Source organism: Streptomyces sp. NPDC044061 (genome assembly GCF_056434305.1).
In genome coordinates, this window is sequence record NZ_JBWKFL010000003.1 from 93,670 (window position 1) to 112,283 (window position 18,614).

Annotated in this window: 16 protein-coding genes and 2 pseudogenes; 6 read left to right on the forward strand and 12 right to left on the reverse strand. The window is 73.2% G+C overall.

What is annotated here, in order from left to right; translation table 11 throughout:
- Positions 1 to 41: 41 nt before the first annotated feature.
- Positions 42 to 707, reverse strand: a complete 666-nt coding sequence (locus AC07CM_RS05240; RefSeq protein ID WP_478874987.1) for an SDR family NAD(P)-dependent oxidoreductase — start codon at positions 705 to 707, stop codon at positions 42 to 44.
- Positions 708 to 765: 58 nt separating this feature from the next.
- Positions 766 to 1,479 carry a DUF4328 domain-containing protein gene (locus tag AC07CM_RS05245; protein ID WP_478874988.1) on the reverse strand — a complete coding sequence of 238 codons (714 nt, stop codon included), beginning with the start codon at positions 1,477 to 1,479 and terminating at the stop codon, positions 766 to 768.
- 160 nt (positions 1,480 to 1,639) lie between these two features.
- Between AC07CM_RS05245 and AC07CM_RS05250 the strand changes: the two genes are divergently transcribed.
- Entirely contained in the window at positions 1,640 to 2,107 is a 468-nt protein-coding gene (locus tag AC07CM_RS05250; RefSeq protein ID WP_478874989.1) for a DUF2871 domain-containing protein, read from the forward strand.
- Positions 2,108 to 2,174: 67 nt separating this feature from the next.
- Here AC07CM_RS05250 and AC07CM_RS05255 read toward each other — a convergent pair whose 3' ends face one another.
- From AC07CM_RS05255 to AC07CM_RS05265, 3 genes are all read right to left on the reverse strand, one after another.
- A complete protein-coding gene (locus AC07CM_RS05255) occupies positions 2,175 to 3,086 on the reverse strand; it encodes an RNA polymerase sigma-70 factor (protein WP_478874990.1) in 912 nt (303 codons plus the stop codon).
- Positions 3,087 to 3,090: 4 nt separating this feature from the next.
- Positions 3,091 to 4,350 carry an NAD(P)/FAD-dependent oxidoreductase gene (locus tag AC07CM_RS05260; protein WP_478874991.1) on the reverse strand — a complete coding sequence of 420 codons (1,260 nt, stop codon included), beginning with the start codon at positions 4,348 to 4,350 and terminating at the stop codon, positions 3,091 to 3,093.
- A 98-nt stretch (positions 4,351 to 4,448) separates the two neighbouring features.
- Complete coding sequence (locus tag AC07CM_RS05265; RefSeq protein WP_478874992.1) at positions 4,449 to 5,135, reverse strand: DUF6445 family protein; 687 nt, start codon at positions 5,133 to 5,135, stop codon at positions 4,449 to 4,451.
- Between the two features lie 234 nt (positions 5,136 to 5,369).
- Here AC07CM_RS05265 and AC07CM_RS05270 point away from each other — a divergent pair, with 234 nt between their 5' ends.
- The gene (locus AC07CM_RS05270) at positions 5,370 to 6,107 is read left to right on the forward strand and encodes a DUF4142 domain-containing protein (protein ID WP_478874993.1); all 738 of its coding nucleotides are present in this window, start codon (positions 5,370 to 5,372) and stop codon (positions 6,105 to 6,107) included.
- A 4-nt stretch (positions 6,108 to 6,111) separates the two neighbouring features.
- Here the strand turns inward: AC07CM_RS05270 and AC07CM_RS05275 are convergent.
- The 3 genes and pseudogenes from AC07CM_RS05275 to thrS form a co-directional block, all read right to left on the reverse strand.
- Positions 6,112 to 6,753: pseudogene (locus AC07CM_RS05275) on the reverse strand (alpha-amylase family glycosyl hydrolase); the annotation flags it as partial.
- A gap of 55 nt (positions 6,754 to 6,808) precedes the next feature.
- Positions 6,809 to 7,777: a nucleoside hydrolase gene (locus AC07CM_RS05280; RefSeq protein ID WP_478874994.1), complete on the reverse strand. Its 969-nt coding sequence runs from the start codon at positions 7,775 to 7,777 to the stop codon at positions 6,809 to 6,811.
- Between the two features lie 31 nt (positions 7,778 to 7,808).
- On the reverse strand, positions 7,809 to 9,053 hold the full coding sequence (thrS, locus tag AC07CM_RS05285) for a threonine--tRNA ligase (protein WP_478874995.1): 1,245 nt from the start codon (positions 9,051 to 9,053) through the stop codon (positions 7,809 to 7,811).
- 299 nt (positions 9,054 to 9,352) lie between these two features.
- Here thrS and AC07CM_RS05290 point away from each other — a divergent pair, with 299 nt between their 5' ends.
- Positions 9,353 to 10,135, forward strand: a complete 783-nt coding sequence (locus AC07CM_RS05290) for a hypothetical protein (protein WP_478874996.1) — start codon at positions 9,353 to 9,355, stop codon at positions 10,133 to 10,135.
- 23 nt (positions 10,136 to 10,158) lie between these two features.
- On the opposite strand, the gene AC07CM_RS05295 is transcribed toward AC07CM_RS05290, so the two are convergent.
- A complete protein-coding gene (locus AC07CM_RS05295) occupies positions 10,159 to 11,502 on the reverse strand; it encodes a helix-turn-helix domain-containing protein (RefSeq protein WP_478874997.1) in 1,344 nt (447 codons plus the stop codon).
- A 727-nt stretch (positions 11,503 to 12,229) separates the two neighbouring features.
- On the opposite strand from AC07CM_RS05295, the gene AC07CM_RS05300 reads away from it, so the two are divergent.
- The gene (locus AC07CM_RS05300; protein ID WP_478874998.1) at positions 12,230 to 13,471 is read left to right on the forward strand and encodes an amidohydrolase; all 1,242 of its coding nucleotides are present in this window, start codon (positions 12,230 to 12,232) and stop codon (positions 13,469 to 13,471) included.
- 89 nt (positions 13,472 to 13,560) lie between these two features.
- Here the strand turns inward: AC07CM_RS05300 and AC07CM_RS05305 are convergent, their stop codons facing one another.
- A complete protein-coding gene (locus tag AC07CM_RS05305; protein ID WP_478875339.1) occupies positions 13,561 to 13,779 on the reverse strand; it encodes a hypothetical protein in 219 nt (72 codons plus the stop codon).
- On the opposite strand from AC07CM_RS05305, the pseudogene AC07CM_RS05310 reads away from it, so the two are divergent.
- A pseudogene (locus AC07CM_RS05310) lies at positions 13,694 to 15,587 on the forward strand (NHL repeat-containing protein). The gene AC07CM_RS05305 and the pseudogene AC07CM_RS05310 sit on opposite strands and share 86 nt — an antisense overlap.
- Positions 15,588 to 15,592: 5 nt before the next feature.
- Here the strand turns inward: AC07CM_RS05310 and AC07CM_RS05315 are convergent.
- Both AC07CM_RS05315 and AC07CM_RS05320 read right to left on the reverse strand, forming a co-directional pair.
- Complete coding sequence (locus AC07CM_RS05315) at positions 15,593 to 16,648, reverse strand: hypothetical protein (protein WP_478874999.1); 1,056 nt, start codon at positions 16,646 to 16,648, stop codon at positions 15,593 to 15,595.
- 64 nt (positions 16,649 to 16,712) lie between these two features.
- Positions 16,713 to 17,867: a PP2C family protein-serine/threonine phosphatase gene (locus tag AC07CM_RS05320; protein WP_478875000.1), complete on the reverse strand. Its 1,155-nt coding sequence runs from the start codon at positions 17,865 to 17,867 to the stop codon at positions 16,713 to 16,715.
- Between the two features lie 145 nt (positions 17,868 to 18,012).
- On the opposite strand from AC07CM_RS05320, the gene AC07CM_RS05325 reads away from it, so the two are divergent.
- Complete coding sequence (locus AC07CM_RS05325) at positions 18,013 to 18,474, forward strand: hypothetical protein (RefSeq protein WP_478875001.1); 462 nt, start codon at positions 18,013 to 18,015, stop codon at positions 18,472 to 18,474.
- The last annotated feature ends 140 nt before the right edge of the window (positions 18,475 to 18,614 follow it).

Sequence of the window (18,614 nt, forward strand, 5' to 3'; positions counted from 1 at the left end):
AAGCTCTTCACGCAGGGCGACCGGATCTCCACGGGTCCGGGTCAGCTGTCCAGATCGTCGGCGTAGTGCCGGAAGCCGCGCCGGTCCCGGTGCATGCCCCACAGGGTGTCCGCGAGCACGGCGGGGTCCTTGCGCACGTGCCCGGGCGTGATGGCCCCGGGGATCACCAGCTGCGCGACATGGATGCCCTCGCGGGCCAGCCGGTCGTGCAGCAGATGCCCGTACGCGCTCTCCGCCGCGAACGCGATCGACGTCCCCGCCCGCTCCGGGTGCGGTACGGCGGCCGTTCCGCCGTTGACGAGCAGGATGGTCCCCCGTCCCAGCTCCCGCATCCCGGGCAGCACCTGCTGAACGGCCGCGACCGGCCCGTACACCGAGAACTCGATCGGCCCGCGCAGATCCCGGTGCCGGGTCTCCAGCACGGGCCGCATGAAGTCGCGATGCGGCACCGGGCTGTACTGCAGCACCTCGACGGTGCCGAGCGCGGCGGCCGCGTCCCGCAAGGCCGCCACCAGCTCCTCCGGCCGGCGCACATCGGCGGCGAACCCGCGCGCGGCGACGCCTTCCCCGGCGAGTTCCTCGACCAGCTCGTCCAGCCGCCGCCGGTCCCGGGCGACGAGAGCGACGCCGTACCCCTCCCGTCCGAAGCGACGGGCAACGGCGGCCCCGAGCCCGGGCCCGGCCCCGACGACGGCAATGACGTTCATGCAGAAATCGTCGTCCCGGCACGGGCCGCCCACCACCGGACGCGATCGAGCCGGTCCCCTAGTCGTCGCCGACGACGACCACGGTCTCCGGCGTCGCTGCCTGCCCGTGGCGGATCCGCTCCAGCTGCACGGCGGTGACGGCCCGTACGGCGAGCACGCCGGCCACGGCGGCCCCGACGACGGCGGCATCGGACACGAGCAGCGGCCACACCTCGCTGTACGCCCGGGCGATGATCTCGTCGGTGGAGTCGCGGTAGACGATCCCCGCCCCGCCGACCATCCCGATCAGCCAGAGCCCCCACCAGACGTTGACGGAGACGGGCAGCTTCCGCCCCGGCGCCGTGGTCCGGTAGGCGTCGGCGACGATCCCGCGCGGGAACCACAGGTTCGCGACGGGCACGATCCACCCGAGGTAGACCCAGATCCCGGCGTACTTCGGCCGCTGCCCCGTCAGTGTCCGGGCGTTGTCCCGCACCCGCGACAGCCACCCGAGGAAGAGCAGCGCGCACAGGAAGGTGACGCCGCCCCCGACGGACGTCACGAGGTGGTACGAGTTCTCCAGCGCGGTCAGCGGCCGGTGCACCCCGTCCCCCTGGTCCGGCGGCCCCGAGTCGGGCTCCCCCGCCACGGCCAGCCGCACTTCCCACACGGCCCGCACGACCCAGGCGAGGCCCGCGAGCAACAATCCCCCGGCAGCCAACCGCCCGGACAACTTGAGGGGCCCCTGAGCGAGGCCGGGGCGGAGGGCGGGCTGGACTATCTGTTCGTTCACCGGGCCATACTGGCGCACGCCGGGTCGGGGTTGCCAGGGACACGCCAGAGCGCCGGGCGACGCGAGCGGGGCCGACTTTTCCTCGGCCAGGGGTTGATGCCCGAACGGCCATGCGCAAGGTTGGGGCGACACCGACGCGACTTCACGGGGGAAATCGCCGATGAGGAAGATCCTCAACACTGCTCACATCTACATGATCATCGGGCTGGTCGGCGGCCTCTACTACCGCGAACTCACCAAGGCCGAGGACTTCGACGGCACCACGCAGCTCGCCGTCGTGCACACCCACGTACTGGCGCTCGGCATGCTGTTCTTCCTCATCGTCCTGGCGCTGGAGAAGCAGTTCGCACTGACCTCCAGCCGGTTCTTCGGCTGGTTCTTCTGGACCTACAACGCGGGTCTGGCGGTGACCGTCGCCATGATGACCGTGCACGGCACCCTGACGGTGCTGGGGCACTCCAGCCCGGAGGCGGTCGCCGGCATCGCCGGACTCGGCCACATCCTCCTGACGGCCGGCCTGGTCCTGCTCTTCGTCACCCTGGGCAAGTGCCTGCCCGCCACCTCCCGCCCGCAGACGGCCCCGGACGACGAACGACCGACTCCGGCCGTGTCGTCCGAGAGCCACTGAAGCACGGGTCCCGTCTCACCGACCCCGCGCGAGATGCCGAGACACCCGCGCGGGGCCGGCGGCTCGGCTACTCCTGCTCCGGTTGGCACAGGTAGTGGAGGCCCGTCAGCTTCTCCGGGTTCACCTGGAGGCGGAGGTTGGCGATGCGGTCCTCCGCCAGGTCGAAGGTGAGGGCGGCCACCGGGACGTCACCGAGGGTGAAGAGGAGGCCCAACTCGCCGTTGATGGAGACCTCCTGGAACGTCATGCCGGCCGACTGCGGCTTCGCCAGGACGCCGAGGATCCACCGTGCCACGTGGTCGGGGCCGTACAGCGGGCGACGGGCCGCCGTCACCTTGCCGCCGCCGTCCGACCAGCAGGTGACGTCCGGCGCGAGGAGTTCCATCACCGCGTTCAGGTCGCCGCCCGCACACGCCTCGATGAAGTGGGCGGTGACGCGGGCACGCCGGTCGGGGTCGGCGTCGTAGCGGGGGCGGCGGGACTGGACGTGCGAGCGGGCGCGGTGGGCGATCTGGCGGACGGCGGGCTCCGGGCGGTCCAGGACCTCGGCGATCTCGGCGTGGGAGTAGCCGAAGACCTCGCGCAGGACGAACACCGCCCGCTCCACCGGGGACAGCGTCTCCAGGACCACCAGCATCGCCGTCGACACGCTGTCCGCCAGTTCCGTCTCCTCGGCGGCGTCGGGTGAGGTGAGCAACGGCTCCGGGAGCCAGGGGCCCACGTACTCCTCGCGCTTCGCCCGGGCCGAGGTCAGACGGTTCAGGGAGAGGTTGGTGACCGTGCGGACCAGGTAGGCGCGCGGGTTGCGGACCGCCGAGCGGTCCGCCGCGTTCCAGTTGAGCCAGGCGTCCTGGAGGACGTCCTCCGCGTCCGTCACGCTGCCCAGCATCCGGTACGCCGTCGCGAACAGCAGCCGCCTGTGCGTGAAGTACGGGTCCGGGTCCGGGCCGCCGTCGTGCTGCCTCTCCGTGCTCTTCATGGGATCAACCTGCCAGAACCCGTCCACCGCTGTCCTCGGCGGGGGCCGGTGTCCTCGCACTCGCCGCCCCGGACACCGTCACCTTCAGGTTCACGCGGCGGCTCAGCCGGTAGAACGGCAGCGGGCTCGCGCTCACCAGCTCCTTGTACAGGACGGCCGCCCGGCCCTTCAGGTACGCCCGCCGCGGGGTGTCGTCCGCGTGGGTGAACTGGATGACCGCGTCCCCGCGGCCCAGGCTCACCGGCTGGTGGACGTAGCCGAAGCGGAAGGGACGCAGCGGGCGGCCGCGCAGCAGCCGCGCGATCGCGTCCGCCGTGTACGCGGCCGTCGGCATCCCGCTCTGGCAGGTGCCGTGCAGCATCCCCCAGGGCATCCGGATCGCCGCCGCGTCCCCGATCGCGTGGATCTCGGGGTGGGAGACCGAGCGCAGGTTCTCGTCCACGAGCGGCAGGCCCCGCTCGTCGACCGCCAGGCCGGCCCGTGCCGCCAGCGGTGACACCCGTACGCCCGCCGTCCACACGCACAGCGCCGAGTCGAGCACCTCGCCGGTCGCCAGCTCCACCGCACCCGGCAGCACCCGGGTCACCCTTGCGCCGGTACGGACCATGACGCCCAGACGGGTGAGCGCGCCGCGCAGGTGGGAGCGGGCCCGCTCGCCCATCATCGCGCCCGGCTCCCCGGTGCAGAGCAGGGTCACGGACAGGGCGGGGTACGACTCCGCGATCTCCGTGGCCGCCTCCACGCCGGTCAGGCCGCCGCCGCAGACCGTCACGGTGGCACCCGTCTCCGCCGCCTCGGCCAGCCTCGCCGCCAGTCGGCCCGCCGGGCCGTGGCCGTCCAGGGTGTACGCGTGCTCCTCGGCGCCCGGCACCCCGCCGGTGTCGGCCCTGCTCCCGAGGGCGTAGACCAGGGTGTCGTACGGCAGGACGGCCGCGCCGTCGTCCACGGTCACCGTGCGCGCCCGCGGGTCCAGGGCCGTCGCCCACCCCTGGACGAAACCGATGCCCGTGCCCGCCAGCAGGTCGGTGACGGCGTGCTCGGCGAGCCGCTGTCCCGTGGCCGCCTGGTGCATGCGCAGGCGCTCGGTGAAGCGGGCCGAGGGGTCGACCAGGGTGACGCGGACGCCGGAACGGCGCGTGCGGTGGGCCAGCCGGATCACGGCCAGCATGCCGGTGTAGCCGGCGCCCAGAACGACGACACGGTGGCCGTCGTACGTCCCTCGTCCGCTCTTCGTCCGCTCCGGCTGCTTCGGCTGCTTCGGCATGTCCGCTCCCGGGTCCGTGTGCCGCTGGTGTCCATGGGACAGACGGGCCCGGGAGGATGTGACGGACCGGAGCGTGACCTGCTTCACATGGGTGGAGCTCAGGCCATCCAGAAGAAGACGGCCGTCATCCGCTTCTCCTCCAGCTCCTTGCCGAAGTAGCCGGTCGCGCTGTGCACGAGGTTGGCGTTGTAGAGGAGGAGGCGGTTGTACCGGTGCGGGACGCGGACGTCCTCCTCGAAGGCGTCGGGGGAGACGAACCGGGTGCCGAGGGCCTCGACGAGGTTGTTGTGGGGCGCCTGGACGACGTTGCCGCCGAGGCGGCCGCCGGGCAGGGCCTGGCGGTAGAAGCTGGTGCCGCAGTCCTTGGGCACGTGCGGGTTGAGGTACAGCACCGCCGCGTACCGGCACAGCGCGCGGGAGTCGGTGTGCGGGCGGGGCGCGCTCTCGCCCTCGCCGACCACCTGGACGCAGTTGTGGTTGAGGGTGCCGCCGCCGGGCGCCTGCTGCACCCACAGGTCCCCGGCGCCGGTCGCCTTCTTCACCAGCCGTTCGACGCGGCCGAGTTCGGCGGGCTCCAGGCCGGGCATGGCCCGCAGGCCCGGCCAGCTCTCGGAGGTGTACGGGTGGCCCTCGACCCAGTCGTCCTTGGCCAGACACCGCTCCCGTACGGCGTCGACGTCCGGCAGGACGTCGTCCAGCACCCAGTAGTCCCGGCCCCTGGTGGGCTTGCGGTAGGGAAGGACGGGCAGGGCGGCGGGCATTCGGGGAGGTGGCTGCGGGGGCATGCGGCGAATCTAGGACCGCGGCTCCCCTCGCTTCTCCCGAGGAAGGGTCAACCTTTGACCAAACGCGCGCCGGGTGACTGTGACGATTCTTTACCCGGAACCACCGACACAAATGGCGTCCGCATCCGTACTGCTGTGCGTCCGAAACCGCCTGAGGGCGGGATCCACGACCGGGCAGGAGGCACGGTGCGCTTTTCGCGGAACGCGACAGGAACCCTTTTCGTGGGCGGTGCGATGGTTCTGACTCTCGGCGCACTGGCCTACCCGAGCATGCTCGGGGTGAGCACCGTCTCCAGTTCGCCGACTCGGATCATCGCCCAGACACAGTGGGGACCGCTCACCGAAGGCGACCGGGACTTCGTGGTGAAGGTGCGGGCGGCCGGTCTGTGGGAGTACCCGCTCGGGCAGATCGGGCTGCAGAAGGGCTCGTCGAAAGGCGTCATCGAGGCCAGCAAGCACCTGGTCGACGGCCACGCCGCACTGGACGCTTCCTGCCGGAAGATCGGGCCGATGCTGAACATCACCCTGCCCAACGTGGCGAGCCCCCAGCAGCAGGGCTTCGTCAATCAGCTGAAGGCGGAGGACGGCAAGGCGTTCGACACCGACTTCGCCAACATCCTGCGGATGACACACGGCTCGATCTTCAACACCATCGCCAAGATCCGCTCGACCACCAAGAACTCACTCGTGCGCGCACTCGCCAACCAGGCCAACGACACCGTGCTCGACCACATCACAGTGATGGAGAGGACGGGTCTGGTCGACTTCGACCAGACCATCTTCAACCAGACCACCCCGCCGAAGCTGCCCGACTCCGACCTCACCCCGCCACCCCCGCCCGCGGGCCAGCCGGAGGTGGTGCTCACGCCGCCGCCGAACGCCACTTCCACTCCGCTGGACCTCAACGGTCTGTCCGGCGGCGGTGGCGGCACCGGGAACACCGCCCCCAGCCCGAGCCCGACCGTGGGCTAGGCACTCAGCCCAGCCACACCGTGGTGTCCGGCGGGAAGGTGCCGGCCTCCGGGAGCGGGGTGCTGGTGAGCAGCACCCCGCCCGGGGGCAGCGGTACGGGCCTCGCCGAAGGGTTGGTGACACAGCGCCAGGTCTCGGTGCGGTCGAAGTCCAGTACCCCCGCCGGGGTGTCCGGCGTCCAGGTCAGGTTCTCGCCCCCCAGCAGCTGCGGCGCGGCCTGAGCGCGGTGCGGTACAGCTCCGGGGTGGAGCCCTCGGTGCCGGCCTGCGCCTCGACGGCGTACGAGGCGAACGGCGCCCGCTGCGGCAGCCAGGCGGCCCCGGACCCGAAGCCGTACGACGGTCCCGTCGTCGTCCAGGGCGGCGGCACCCGGCAGCCGTCGCGACTTGCGGAGATGGCCCGTCTGCTCCCAGATCGGGTCCTGGAGCACCTCGGTGGGCAGGTCGGCGACCTCGGACAGGCCGAGTTCCTCGCCCTGGTGGACGTACGACGACCCGGGCAGCGCCGGCATCAGCAGGGTCGCGGCCCGGGCCCGGCGCAGGCCGGCCTCCTGGCCGGCCGCCGGACAGCAGCGCCTCCCGCGCCGAACGGTGGCGGAGGTGACCTCGCCGAGACGGGTGGCGGCGGCGGTGCCCTTGTGATTGCTGCCCGTCGTCGGCGAGCTGCTGGGCGGGGCGACTCGGTCGGCTGACCGGGGGCCGTCAGGGACGTTCGACCGTTTCCAGGTACAGCTTCACGTAGCGGTCCACGTCCACGTCCAACGCCACGTCCACCAGGGCCTGTTCGCGGACGCCCTCGTGGATCTCGGACTCGCCGGGCCGCGGGCGGCGGTCGACGATCGTCTGGCCGCGGGTCGGGCCGGGGGCGAGGGCGACCTCGACCGGGAGGAGACGGGTGGTGATGCCGGCCGGGTCGGCGACCGCGCACACCGCGCCCGCGTCGCCGAGTCCGCCGGCCTCCTCCGCCTCCGGGTCCTCGCCCTGCGCGGCGGGCCGGTGGGCGAGCAGCTCACCGGCCAGCCGGGTGCCGGGTTCGGCACTCGAGCGCAGCCGGTGGACGTCGGTCGCCGGCACCACGACCCGCATGAAGACGTCGAGGCCGTACATCGTGATCGGCACGCCAGCGGTGAGCAGGACCGCCGCCGCCTCCGGGTCGTGCCAGACGTTGAACTCCGCGACCGGCGTGGCGTTCCCGGTGGCGACCGCGCCGCCCATGAAGACGATCCGCTCGATGTTGCGGGTCACCTCCGGGTGGGTGCGCAGGAGCAGCGCGATGTTGGTGAGCGGGGCCGTCGGGATCAGGGTCACGGGGCGCGGCGAGGCCAGGATCTCCCGGCGCAGGAGGCTCACCGCGTCCACGGCGGCCGGGGCCCGGGTGGGAGCGGGCAGGCCGAGGTCGCCCATGCCGTCCGCGCCGTGCACGTGCCGGGCCGAACGGGCCGGCTCGATCAGCGGGCGTTCGGCGCCCCGCGCCACCGGGATGTCGGGGGCGCCCGCCTGCTCCAGCACGGTCAGGGTGTTGCGGACCACCCCGTCGACGTCCGTGTTCCCGGCGACGCAGGTCACCGCCCTGAGGTCCAGGCCCGGGTGGCGTACGGCGAGCAGCAGGGCCAGGGCGTCGTCGACGCCGGTGTCGCAGTCGATGATCACGGGGGTGGGTTCACCGGTCACAGCGGGCTCCTTCCGTCGTACCGACCCTAGATCAGGGCCACAGCGCGGTGCCTCGTGCCGCCACCCGCCCGGCAACACGCCGCAGCAGTTCGGGCACGGGCAGGGGCCCGGGGCGGCGTCCGTCCCGCAGCCGCAGGGCCGCGAGGCCGGACCCGGCCTCCCGCTCGCCGATCACCGCCTGGTACGGCACCAGGCGGGCCGCGCGGACACGGGCGGCCAGGGTGCCCTGCCCCGGGGCGGCGACCTCGGCGCGCAGGCCGAGGGAGGCGGCCTCGCGGACCACCGCCGCCGCCCGCTCCACCTGCTCCTCGGCGACCGGCAGCACGACCAGCTGCACCGGGGCCAGCCAGGCCGGGAAGGCCCCGGCATGCGCCTCGACGAGGTGGGCCACGGCACGCTCCACGCTGCCGATGACGCTGCGGTGCACCATCACCGGGCGGTGCCGGGCGCCGTCGGCGCCGATGTAGTGCAGGTCGAAGCGGGCGGGCTGATGGAAGTCGATCTGCACGGTCGACAGGGTGGACTCGCGGCCCGCCGGGTCCGCGATCTGTACGTCGATCTTGGGGCCGTAGAAGGCGGCCTCGCCCGCCGCCTCCTCGTACTCCACCCCGGCCTCGGCGAGCACCTCCTTCAGCAGTGCGGTGGCCCGGCGCCACAGCGCGGGGTCGGCGACGTACTTGCCGCCCTCGCCGGGCAGCGAGAGACGGTGGCGTGCGGCCTCGATGCCGAGGTCGGCGTAGGCGCGGGCGATCAGCTCCAGGGCGGCACGGGCCTCCTCGACGGCCTGGTCGAGGGTGCAGAAGATATGAGCGTCGTTGAGCTGGATGGCCCGCACACGGGTCAGACCGCCGAGCACCCCGGACAGCTCCGCCCGGTACATGGTGCCCAGTTCGGCGATCCGCAGGGGCAGTTCGCGGTAGCTGTGGGAGCGCGAGCGGTAGATCAGGGCGTGGTGGGGGCAGAGGCTGGGGCGCAGGACGGCCTCCTCCGACTCCTCCGACTCCTCGCCGCCCAGGCTCATCGGCGGGTACATGTCGTCGCCGTAGTGCCGCCAGTGCCCGGAGATCTCGTACAGCTCGCGCTTGCCGAGCGCCGGCGAGTACACGTGCCGGTAGCCGGCGGCGCGTTCCGCCTCCCGGACGTACTCCTCCAGGGTGTGCCGTACGACGGCCCCGTCCGGGAGCCAGTAGGGCAGGCCCGCGCCCATCAGCGGGTCGGTGCCGAACAGGCCGAGCTCGCGGCCGAGGCGGCGGTGGTCGGGCAGTCGGTCGTTCATCGGGGGTCTCCTCACTGCGGGAGGCGGACACCCCGGCGCACGCGAGAACCCCGGGGCGTTCGCCCCGGGGCTTCGGACTGGCTCAGGTGTCAGCGCGCCGGGACGGTCACCGGCGTCGTCGTGCTCTGCGGGCACTGCTGGGCGCGCTGCTGCATGGGCCGACCGTAGCAACGCCCCGGGGCCGGGGACCACGGCTTTTCCCCGCCCTCACCCGGACGGCCCGGAGCGCTGGTGGGCGGGTCCGGCCGATGGTGCCGTGAGAGGAGGCACCCCCACCGGCCCGCCCAGGAGGCACCCCGATGACCGCTGCGATACGCCCCCGCGCCCTGCCCCTCGCCGCTCTCGCCGTCGGCCTCCTCACTGTCACCGGCTGCGCCGCCCTGGGCCTGGAGCACCCGCCTACCGCGCACCAGCCCCTGCCGACCGTCGACCCGTCCACCCCCTCGCCGAAGGCGTCGGCCCGGGCCGACGGGTCCACGCTCACCGACGATCAGGCCCGGACCGCGCTCATCACGGAGTCCGACCTCGGCGCCCCCTGGTCCGCGACGCGCGGGGCGGCCACCTGGCGGGACGGACTGCTGAAGGCGACCACCACGGCCGGGGAGTGCCAGCACCTGCTCGACGCCCTCTACTCCGACGAGCTCCTCGGCGCCCCCGCCCGTGTCACCGTCGGCCTCGACGACCCCGACGCCGACGCCCAGATCCGCTACCAGATCGGCGCCCGCCGCCCGTCGGACGTGGACGCCGCACTGGCGTGGCTGAGGACCATGCCGGTGCAGTGCGCGCGGTTCACGGCCACCACGGAGACCGGCCTCCTCGAGGACGTCCAGGTCGTGGAGGCACCGCTGCCGGACGTCGGGGACGTACGCCAGGGACTGCACATCACCGTCGCCACCACGACGCCCGACGACCAGCAGGTCGTCCTCGCGATGGACGTGGCCGCCGTCCGCGTCGGCGAGGACGCCTTCGCCTTCACCAACGCCGGTCTGGGCGACGTGCCGAACGACGCCACGCAGGCGGCCGTCCAGATCGGTGCGCTGCGCCTGGCGGAGGTACGCAGACAGGGCCGGGCGCAGGTGTGACCGGGACACGCACCGGCGGGTCCTCACAGCGGCGGCTGTGCCGGGGCCGGGCCCAGGGTCGTGGTGCCGGGGGCCGTGCGGTGGCCGAGGCCGGTGCGGTAGGCGTCCAGGGCCGCCTCCACCCGCCCGGTGCGGCGCAGCAGGTCACCGAGGAGGCGGCACAGGTCGGCCAGGTCGCCGGCCGCGCCGGCGCGTTCCAGCAGGCTGAGGGCGCGGACGTAGTGCTCCTCGGCGGCCTCGGTGTCGCGTGCGTCCTCGGCGATGATGCCGAGGAGACGGTGGGCGGCGGCCGCGTGGACCGCGCCGCGTTCGGAGGAGAGGTCCCCGAGGACGCCGTTGAGAAGGTCGGCGGCCTCCGCGGACTTTCCGCGCCGGTGCAGCACGTCGGCGAGTTCCACGGCCGCCTGGCTGCGGTAGAGGGAGGCCCGGGTCTCCGAGAGCATGGTGAGGGCCTGGCGCAGCTCGGACTCGGCGCGGTCCAGTTCGCCGTCCTGCGCGCACACGTAGCCGCGCATCCAGTGGCAGTTGGCGAGTTCGGTGCGCAGCTGGAGCTGGCGGTAGAGCTCGGCCGCCTTGGCTAGGGAGGCGTCCGCCTCGGCGACCCGGCCCTCGGCGAGCAGGGTGCGGGCGACCGACCGGTGCATGCGGGCGATCAGCGCCGGGTCGGCGGCCTGCGGGGCGAGAGCGAGGGCGAACTCGGCTGCCTGGGCGGCGCGGGCGTGGGCGCCCATGTCCATGTAGGGGCCGATGGCGCTGGCGTAGAGGAGCAGCAGGGCGTCGGGGTCGTGCAGGCCGCCGCGGTTGAGTTCGTCGAGGGTGGACTCCAGGAGGTAGACGGCGTACCGGAGTTCACCGGCGAGATAGTGGGAGACCGCGCGGCCGCGGACGGCCGGGACCCGGGAGGGCAGGGACTCGCCCGCCAGACGGTCCTCCGCCCGCTCGAAGTGGTCGCGCGCCCGCGTCAGCTCACCCGTCTCCAGGGCGCATTCGCCCAGCCCCAGCAGGGCGGTGGCCTGCTCGCAGGGAAGCCCGTGGGCCTCCGCCTCCGCGAGCAGCGTGGCGTACTGCGCGGCCGCCTCCTCCGCCTTGCCGTCGGCGAGGGCGCGCTGGGCCTCGGTGAGCCGCAGTCTGAGGCCGGTGGCGAGGTGGGCTGGCCGGCCGACGGCCAGCTCCTCGAAGGTGATGTCGAGGCGCCCGGCGATGTGCCTGAGCGCCTCGTCGGAGGCGCGCACCCGACCCGCCTCCAGGGTGGAGATGTAGGCGGGTGTGTAGGCGGGCTCGGCCAGCTGTTTCTGGGTCAGTCCGCGTTCCGTGCGCAGTTGCTGTACGCGCCGCCCGATGACCTCCGGGTCGTCCCGTTCCCGCATCCGTCCGCTCCCCCCAACTCCCCTGGGACCTCTTGCCGTTCGTGTCCCACAGCCCCTAGGTTAAACGGCGGATTAAGCATGCTTAACACGCCGCTTGTCGTTGCGAGGTCGCCGTGCATGGTCGTACATCCGCACCCTACGGACGCCCCGGCGCACGGTACTGGCGAGGCGTGGCGGCAGCGGTGCTGGCCGTGGCGGCCCTGATCACGGCGGCGAACGCGGGCCCGGCCCGGGCCGCGGACACCGCACCGGTCCCCCCGAGCGTCCGGCACACCCAGCCCTGACGGCCCCTTCCGTCAGCACACGTCCGGGTCGAACCCACGCCACCCGGCACACGCCGCCCCCGGCGGGACACTCCCCCCTGCCCCGCCGGGGGCCCGGCCACGGCGGACGGTCCCGCCGGTGCCGTCCGGGACGGAGGTGTCGGCCGGTCCGGAGATGAGCGGCATCCCGGACCGTGCTGTCGACGGCGGAGCTGCGGGGCCTCGGCACCCGGGCGGACGAGGCCCGCACGTGATCGACCGGGGGCAGCGGGGCGCCGAGGCGCTCGGGGCCGAGGGCATCGGGCTGTCGTCGTCGCTGACGGCCGAGGACCTGCGGGCCGCTGCCCCGGCCGGACAGCAGGCCCCCGGGGCAACCACCCGGACCGGACAACAGGCCCCCAGGGCAACCACACCGGCAGAACAACAGGCCCCCAGGGCAACCGCCCTGGCCTACGCTTGCCCTCGTGACCTCAGCCGCAGCGCGCACCGCTCTGGACCTCACCGCCGGGCTTCCGGTCCCGGACCTCGAGGACTTCTACCGCGACCTGCACCGCCACCCCGAGCTGTCCCTGCGCGAGCACCGCACCGCCGGAAGGCTCGCCGGCCGGCTCCGGGCGGCCGGCTTCGAGACGGCCGAGGGCGTCGGCGGCACCGGTGTCGCGGGAGTGCTGCGCAACGGCGACGGGCCGACCGTGCTGCTGCGCGCCGACATGGACGCCCTGCCGGTGCGGGAGGAGACCGGGCTGCCGTACGCCTCGGAGGCGGACGGGGTGATGCACGCCTGCGGACACGATCTGCACGTCACCTGGCTGACGGGCGCGGCGGGGGCGCTGGCGGCGGGGCGGGAGACCTGGAACGGCACCCTGCTCGTCGTGGGCCAGCCCGCCGAGGAGACCGGGCAGGGCGCGGCCCGCATGGTCGCGGACGGGCTGTACGAGCGCTTCGGGCGCCCGGACGTGCTGCTCGGGCAGCACGCGGCCCCGGGCCCGGCGGGGCTGTACCCGCACGCACCGGGCCTGATCATGTCGGCGTCGACCGACGTGGACATCGTCGTGCACGGCCGGGGCGGCCACGGCTCACGGCCGGAGTCCACCGTCGACCCGGTGGTGACCGCCGCCTACCTGGTCACCCGGCTGCAGACGGTCGTCTCCCGGGAGCTTGCCGCCCGTGAACCCGCTGTGCTGACCGTGGGCCGTATCGAGGCGGGCACCAGGCACAACATCATCCCGTCCGAGGCGCACGTCGCGCTGAACCTGCGCACCCAGTCCGAGGAGGTGCGGACGCGGATGCTGGCCGCGATCCGGCGCATCGCGCGGGGCGAGTGCCTGGCCGCCGGCTGCCCGCGCGAGCCCGACATCACCATCGGCAACACCTTCCCGGTGACCGTCAACGACGCGGGCACCGACGCCACGGTGGCCGCCGTGCACGGCGAGGTGTTCGGCGCGGGCACGGTCTTCGACCCCGGCCCGGCGATGGGCAGCGAGGACTTCCCGCAGCTGGCGCTCGGCTCGATCCCGTACTCGTACTGGTTCGTGACGACCACCCCCGCCGAGGTGTGGGAGCAGGCCCCCGGCGAGACCCTCCCGGAGAAGTTCTCGGCGGTCCCGAGCAACCACAGCCCCCACTTCGCTCCCGATCTGTCCACGGTCGTCCCGGGTGTGCGCACGCTGGTCTCGGGGGCGCTCGCCTTTTTGTCAGTGGCATGACCTAGTCTTCCGGCCTAGTCTTCACTCACTCGCCACACACGGCCCACAGGGGACTCACACGACAGCCGTGTGCGTGGCTCTCAATCTCTTCATTCGTTCCGGGGGGTTCGAATCAGCGTGCCTATGCGCACACTCACGGCTGCCACCACCCTGGCGGTCCTCTTCAGCTCGGCGGCTCTCACCGCCACTCCGGCGTTCGCCGACTCCACCAGGATCCTGCCGATCAAGTCGGCGGGCGACATCGTGGTGGACGGCGTCCACCAGCGGGTCTTCGTCAGCGACCCGTACCAGGGCAAGGTCGTGGCCACCGACTACAGCGGCACCGTCGTCGGCTCGGTGGCCTCCCTGCCCGGCGTCACCGGCCTGCAGCTGTCCGCCGACTCGGGCACGGTGTACGCGGCCTCGCCGGGCGCGGACGCGATCGTGGCCATCGACACGACTACGGTGAAGGAGTCCACCCGGTACGCGACCGGCGACGGAACGGACCCGGCCCACCTCGCCCTGGCCGGCGGCAAGCTGTGGTTCGGCTACGGCACCACCGAGCACGGCCACATCGGTTCACTGGACCTCTCGGCCGCCGAGCCGGTGCTCGCCCTGGACCAGGACCCGGACACCGACTACCCCGGCGCCCCGCTGCTCGCCGCCACGCCCGGCGCCCCGGACACGCTGGCCGCCGCGGCTCCGGAGTACTACAACTCCTGGCTCGCCGTGTACGACGTCGCCACCGGCAGCGCCGCCCGCACCGCCCGCTACGGCGGCCCGGGCGGCAACCTCGGCTCCACCTCCGACCTCGCCCTCACGCCCGACGGAAGCCGTCTGATCACGGCCAACCCCGGCAACCAGCACCGCGTGTGGCAGACCTCGGACCTGACCCAGCTGAGCGGCTACACCACCGAGTACCACCCCAGCTCGATCGCCATCGCGGCCGACGGCACGATCGCCGCGGGCACCGACGCCCCGTACGACCCGTCGCTGTACATGTTCAACCCGGGCACCACGACCCCGGTCCGCGAGTACACCTGGCCCGACACCGACGACATCAGCGGCTACGACGAGCTGGACAAGGCCAACCTGGCCTGGGAGCCCGGCGCGGGCGCGGGCCGGCTGTTCGCACTCACCCACAACTACAACAGCGTGTACACGCTGCGCGTCCTGACGGACTCCACCAAGTCCAGGCCGGTGGTGACGGTGGACGCCCCCGGCCACCGCCACCCGCGCCAAGTCGCTCACCGTCAAGGGCACGCTCACCGCGACGCTCCCGCTGCCCGCCGGGACGCCCGTGCAGGTCACGCGCACCGACCTGGACTCGCCGGACGGCAAGTCGCTCGGCACCAAGTCCCTCGGCAGCGGCGGCAAGTTCTCCTTCACCGACACCCCGCCGGCCGGCGGCAAGGTCAAGTACACGGTGACGTACGCGGGCGACGTCCAGCACACCTCCGCGAAGGCCTCCGACACCGTCGACGTCTCCCGCGCCAAGCCGACGCTGACGATCAACAACAACGGCAAGGTGTACTCGTACGGCAAGGACGTGAAGTTCACGGCCCACCTCGGCACGACGTACAAGAACCGCACGGTGGAGTTCTGGGCCGACCCGTTCGGCTCCGACAGGCCGAACAAGCTGGTGAAGTCCGGCAAGGTCAACTCCGACGGCAACCTTTCGGTCACCCTGGACCTGAAGCGGGACACCAAGGTCACCGCGAAGTTCGCGGGCGACTCCCGCTACCAGCCCCGGTCGGCCTCCAGCACGGTCGGCGCCAAGGTGAGCGTGTCCACGTCGGTGAGCAACCACTACAAGGCGAAGAGCGCGTGGGGCCACACCTACTACTTCTTCCACAAGAACAAGAACCCGATGTTCTCGACGAAGATGTCGTACTTCCCGGGCCGCCGGCAGCGCTTCGACTTCCAGGTCTACTACCAGGGCAAGTGGTACGACGGGGACTCGCAGTACTTCCCGCTCGGCTCCGACGGCGTCTCCAGGGTCCAGGTGACCGGCAACCATGGTGAGGACGTCGGCTGGCGTTTCCGGATGCGCTCCGACTACATCAACGACCTGTCGGGCGACACGGTGAACTCCACGACGTACGGCCCCTGGAAGTACTTCACCTTCACCAACTGAGGCCGCTACTGGGCCTGGAGCTGCCGCAGGTGCCGCTGGACGTTCTCCAGCGCGCCCTGCCGGCGGCCCGGCACCCGCAGCCTCAACTCCGCGAGCGCGGGCCCGAGTTCACGGGCCCGCGCCGCGTCGTCGATGCGCCCCCACTGGTGGTGCGCCCGGTCCGCGGCCGCCTCCACGGCGGGCGCGTCCGGGGTCTGGCCCGCCGCCAGCCGCACCCCGGCCACGCCCAGCCAGGCCCGGCAGCTGCGCGCGGCGTCCCCCGCGAACATCGCGAGGTCGGCCCGCACCTCGGCCCAGTGCAGGGCGTCGTCGGAGGCGGGCCCGTGCGCGCGCACGGCGGCCTGCTCGTGCCGTGCGGCGAGAGCGTCGGCGTCGGCATGCCGCCCGGCCCGGACGGCCGCGCTGATGGCGGCGTGGGGATCGCCGGTGGCGCGGGGCTGCGCGGTGAGCAGCATGTTCGTCGCCGCCTCGTCCGCGATCCGGGCCAGGGCCTGCTGGTGGAGCTGTTCCAGAGGCGGCCGGTGCCCGCTGCGCAGCAGCGTCGCCAGCGCCTTCATGTACGACGGCTCGGCCAGGCCCCGCCGGCCGGAGGGGGGCGCCACCCGGCCGTAGACGTCGGCGGTGCGGCCCGAGTCGAGGGGGCGCCGCGCGAGGTGCTGCCAGGACTCCGCGTCCGTGTGCAGGTCGACGAAGAGCGCCGTGGTGCCCGCCGGGCGCAGCCGCAGCTCCTCCCTGATCCAGTGCCACGGGAAGGCCGTGTAGCGGACGGTGGCCGGGGTGGTGCGGGCCAGGGCGAGGTGGGGCAGCTGCTGACGGCGGTCCAGGTGCAGTTGCCCGGTGACGTACACGGTGAGCGGTCCGGGGGCGGCCGCGGCGGCGCGCAGCCGGGTGAGCACGGCCTGCGGCTCCAGCGGGTCGGCGAGTTCCACCACGTTCGCGGTGTCGGTGCCCGACAGTACGGCGGGGGCGACGGCGGCCAGCACGGGCAGCACACCGGCCGCGTCCACCAGACGTCCCCGGCCCAGCGGCGAGGCCGCGAGCAGCAGCACGGTTCCGGGCATCGTCCCTCCCCTGTGGATCGCCCTACAGCGAGCACCGTAACCGCTGCTGCTGCAAAGGCGCTTCTCAGGACTGCAAACGTCCCCCTACGGGGGCTTCGCGACCCGCCCACCGCACGGCGAAGACCGTGGTGTCGTCGTCCAGGCGGCCGCCGCTGTGCCTGAGCACGCCGTCGCGGACCCGGCGCACCAGCCGGCGCGGCTCGGTCCGGCCCGGGTCGGCCGCGACCGCCCGCTCCACCTCCCGGGCCAGCGGGTAGAACTCCCCCGCGCCGTCCCGGGCCTCGGTCACCCCGTCGGTCACCAGCAGCAGGGTCTCCTCGCGGTCCAGCGGCACCCGGTGCAGCTGCGGGCCGTCGTCCACGAGGTCGCCGCACCCGAGGGGCAGGCTGTCGCCGCTCGGCAGGGCGCGGATGCCGTGCGGGCCGACGGCGAGCGGGGGTTCGTGGCCGAAGTTGACGAGCTCGACCGTGTCCGGGTCCTCCTCGTGGAAGCCGAGCAGGACCGCGGTGGCGAAGCGGTCGCCCTCGCCCTGGCCGAGGGCGGTGGTGTGCCTGCGGTGCCGGTACATGCGCACCTCCAGCCGCTCGGCGACAGTCAGGAGGTCCGCCTCGTGGTAGCCCGCCTCCCGGAAGGTGCCGAGCAGCGCGGCCGCGGCCTCCACCGCGCCCAGGCCCTTGCCCTGCACGTCCCCGACGAGGACCCGGGTGCCGTGCGGACCCGGCTGGATGTCGTAGAAGTCGCCGCCGACCCGCGCGTCGACGTCGGCGGCGAGGTACACGCCCGCCTGCTCCAGGCCCGCCCAGTACGGCGGCAGCGGGCGCAGCACGGTACGCCGGGTGGTCTCGGCGATGTCCCGCATGTGCAGCATCTGCCGCTCGCGGCGCACCCGTACGGCGGAGGCCAGCGTGGCCAGCGCGCCACCGAGGGCGACCAGGACGAAGTCGGCCAGGCCGGCCTGGTACTCGCCCGGCCAGGCGTTGTCCACGACGACGTACGTCACCAGCGACAGCACGCCGTACATGGCCGTCGTCCCCACCCCGCAGATCGCGGAGGCGGTGCCGGGTACCAGCACGATCCAGGAGACGATCCGGAACCGCTCGGTGGTGTTGAAGTCCACGAGCGCGATGCCCACGAGCAGCAGCAGGGGCAGCACGGGTGCGAGGCTCCGCCCGCGGACGCGCGGCGACTGCCGCTCGCGCCGGTACTCCCTGTCCGTCACGACGGGCGGTCCTTCATGTCCTTCAGCGAAACACGGGAACAGATCGGCCGCATCCGGGCACTCGTCACTCTCCTGGCCGACTTGCCAGGCCGTCCCCCCAGGTGTGCCCTGGAGAGCGGGGGCGAGGAGAGGAAGGAGTGCTCTCATGGCTCAAGCGGCACCCACGTCCGGCGGCACGCCCCGACACGCCCGTGCGGCCGTGACCAGCGGCCCCGCGCCCGACGTCTTCGACGCCCGCACCCACCGCATGGCCCGGCTGGCCGTGCCGGTCGTGCTGGGCCTGGTCTACGGCTACTGGGCCGCGGCCAACCGCCGTTCCGGCGGTCCCGTCACCGGCTGGAACGTGCTGTTCGGCTTCGTCACGGCGATCGTGTTCGCGGTGGTGCTCATGGCCCTCCTGACCCTGGCCCCACGTATGCGGCGCGAAGTGCGGGCGCTGTCCTGGGCCGCGTTCTTCGGCTGCGGGTTCGGGTTCCTGTACAGCCAGACCGGCGAGTCGGTCCTCAGGTCGATCGGCATGTCGCTGGCGATCGCGGTGGTCACCTTCGTCGTGTTCTTCTACCGGTTCTACACCCGCGAGGACGCGGCCGGGCACCGCGTCGGCTGAGCGTGCGGTACGCGCGTGGGGGGGGGGGGGGGGGGGGGGGGGGGGCACACACCCCCCCCCGTTTTTCTCCCCCCCCGCCACCCGGCGAGGGGGTGGTTGAGAATTGGGCTCCCTCTCTCTCCCCCCCTAAAAAACCACCT

Coding starts and splice junctions, on each gene's coding strand:
- thrS (WP_478874995.1), bottom strand. CDS start 9,053: ATGAACGACCGACTGCCCGACCACCGCCGCCTCGGCCGCGAGCTCGGC.
- AC07CM_RS05255 (WP_478874990.1), bottom strand. CDS start 3,086: ATGAAGAGCACGGAGAGGCAGCACGACGGCGGCCCGGACCCGGACCCG.
- AC07CM_RS05240 (WP_478874987.1), bottom strand. CDS start 707: ATGAACGTCATTGCCGTCGTCGGGGCCGGGCCCGGGCTCGGGGCCGCC.
- AC07CM_RS05325 (WP_478875001.1), top strand. CDS start 18,013: ATGGCTCAAGCGGCACCCACGTCCGGCGGCACGCCCCGACACGCCCGT.
- AC07CM_RS05265 (WP_478874992.1), bottom strand. CDS start 5,135: ATGCCCCCGCAGCCACCTCCCCGAATGCCCGCCGCCCTGCCCGTCCTT.
- AC07CM_RS05270 (WP_478874993.1), top strand. CDS start 5,370: ATGGTTCTGACTCTCGGCGCACTGGCCTACCCGAGCATGCTCGGGGTG.
- AC07CM_RS05315 (WP_478874999.1), bottom strand. CDS start 16,648: ATGCCCGGAACCGTGCTGCTGCTCGCGGCCTCGCCGCTGGGCCGGGGA.
- AC07CM_RS05290 (WP_478874996.1), top strand. CDS start 9,353: ATGACCGCTGCGATACGCCCCCGCGCCCTGCCCCTCGCCGCTCTCGCC.
- AC07CM_RS05260 (WP_478874991.1), bottom strand. CDS start 4,350: ATGCCGAAGCAGCCGAAGCAGCCGGAGCGGACGAAGAGCGGACGAGGG.
- AC07CM_RS05295 (WP_478874997.1), bottom strand. CDS start 11,502: ATGCGGGAACGGGACGACCCGGAGGTCATCGGGCGGCGCGTACAGCAA.
- AC07CM_RS05250 (WP_478874989.1), top strand. CDS start 1,640: ATGAGGAAGATCCTCAACACTGCTCACATCTACATGATCATCGGGCTG.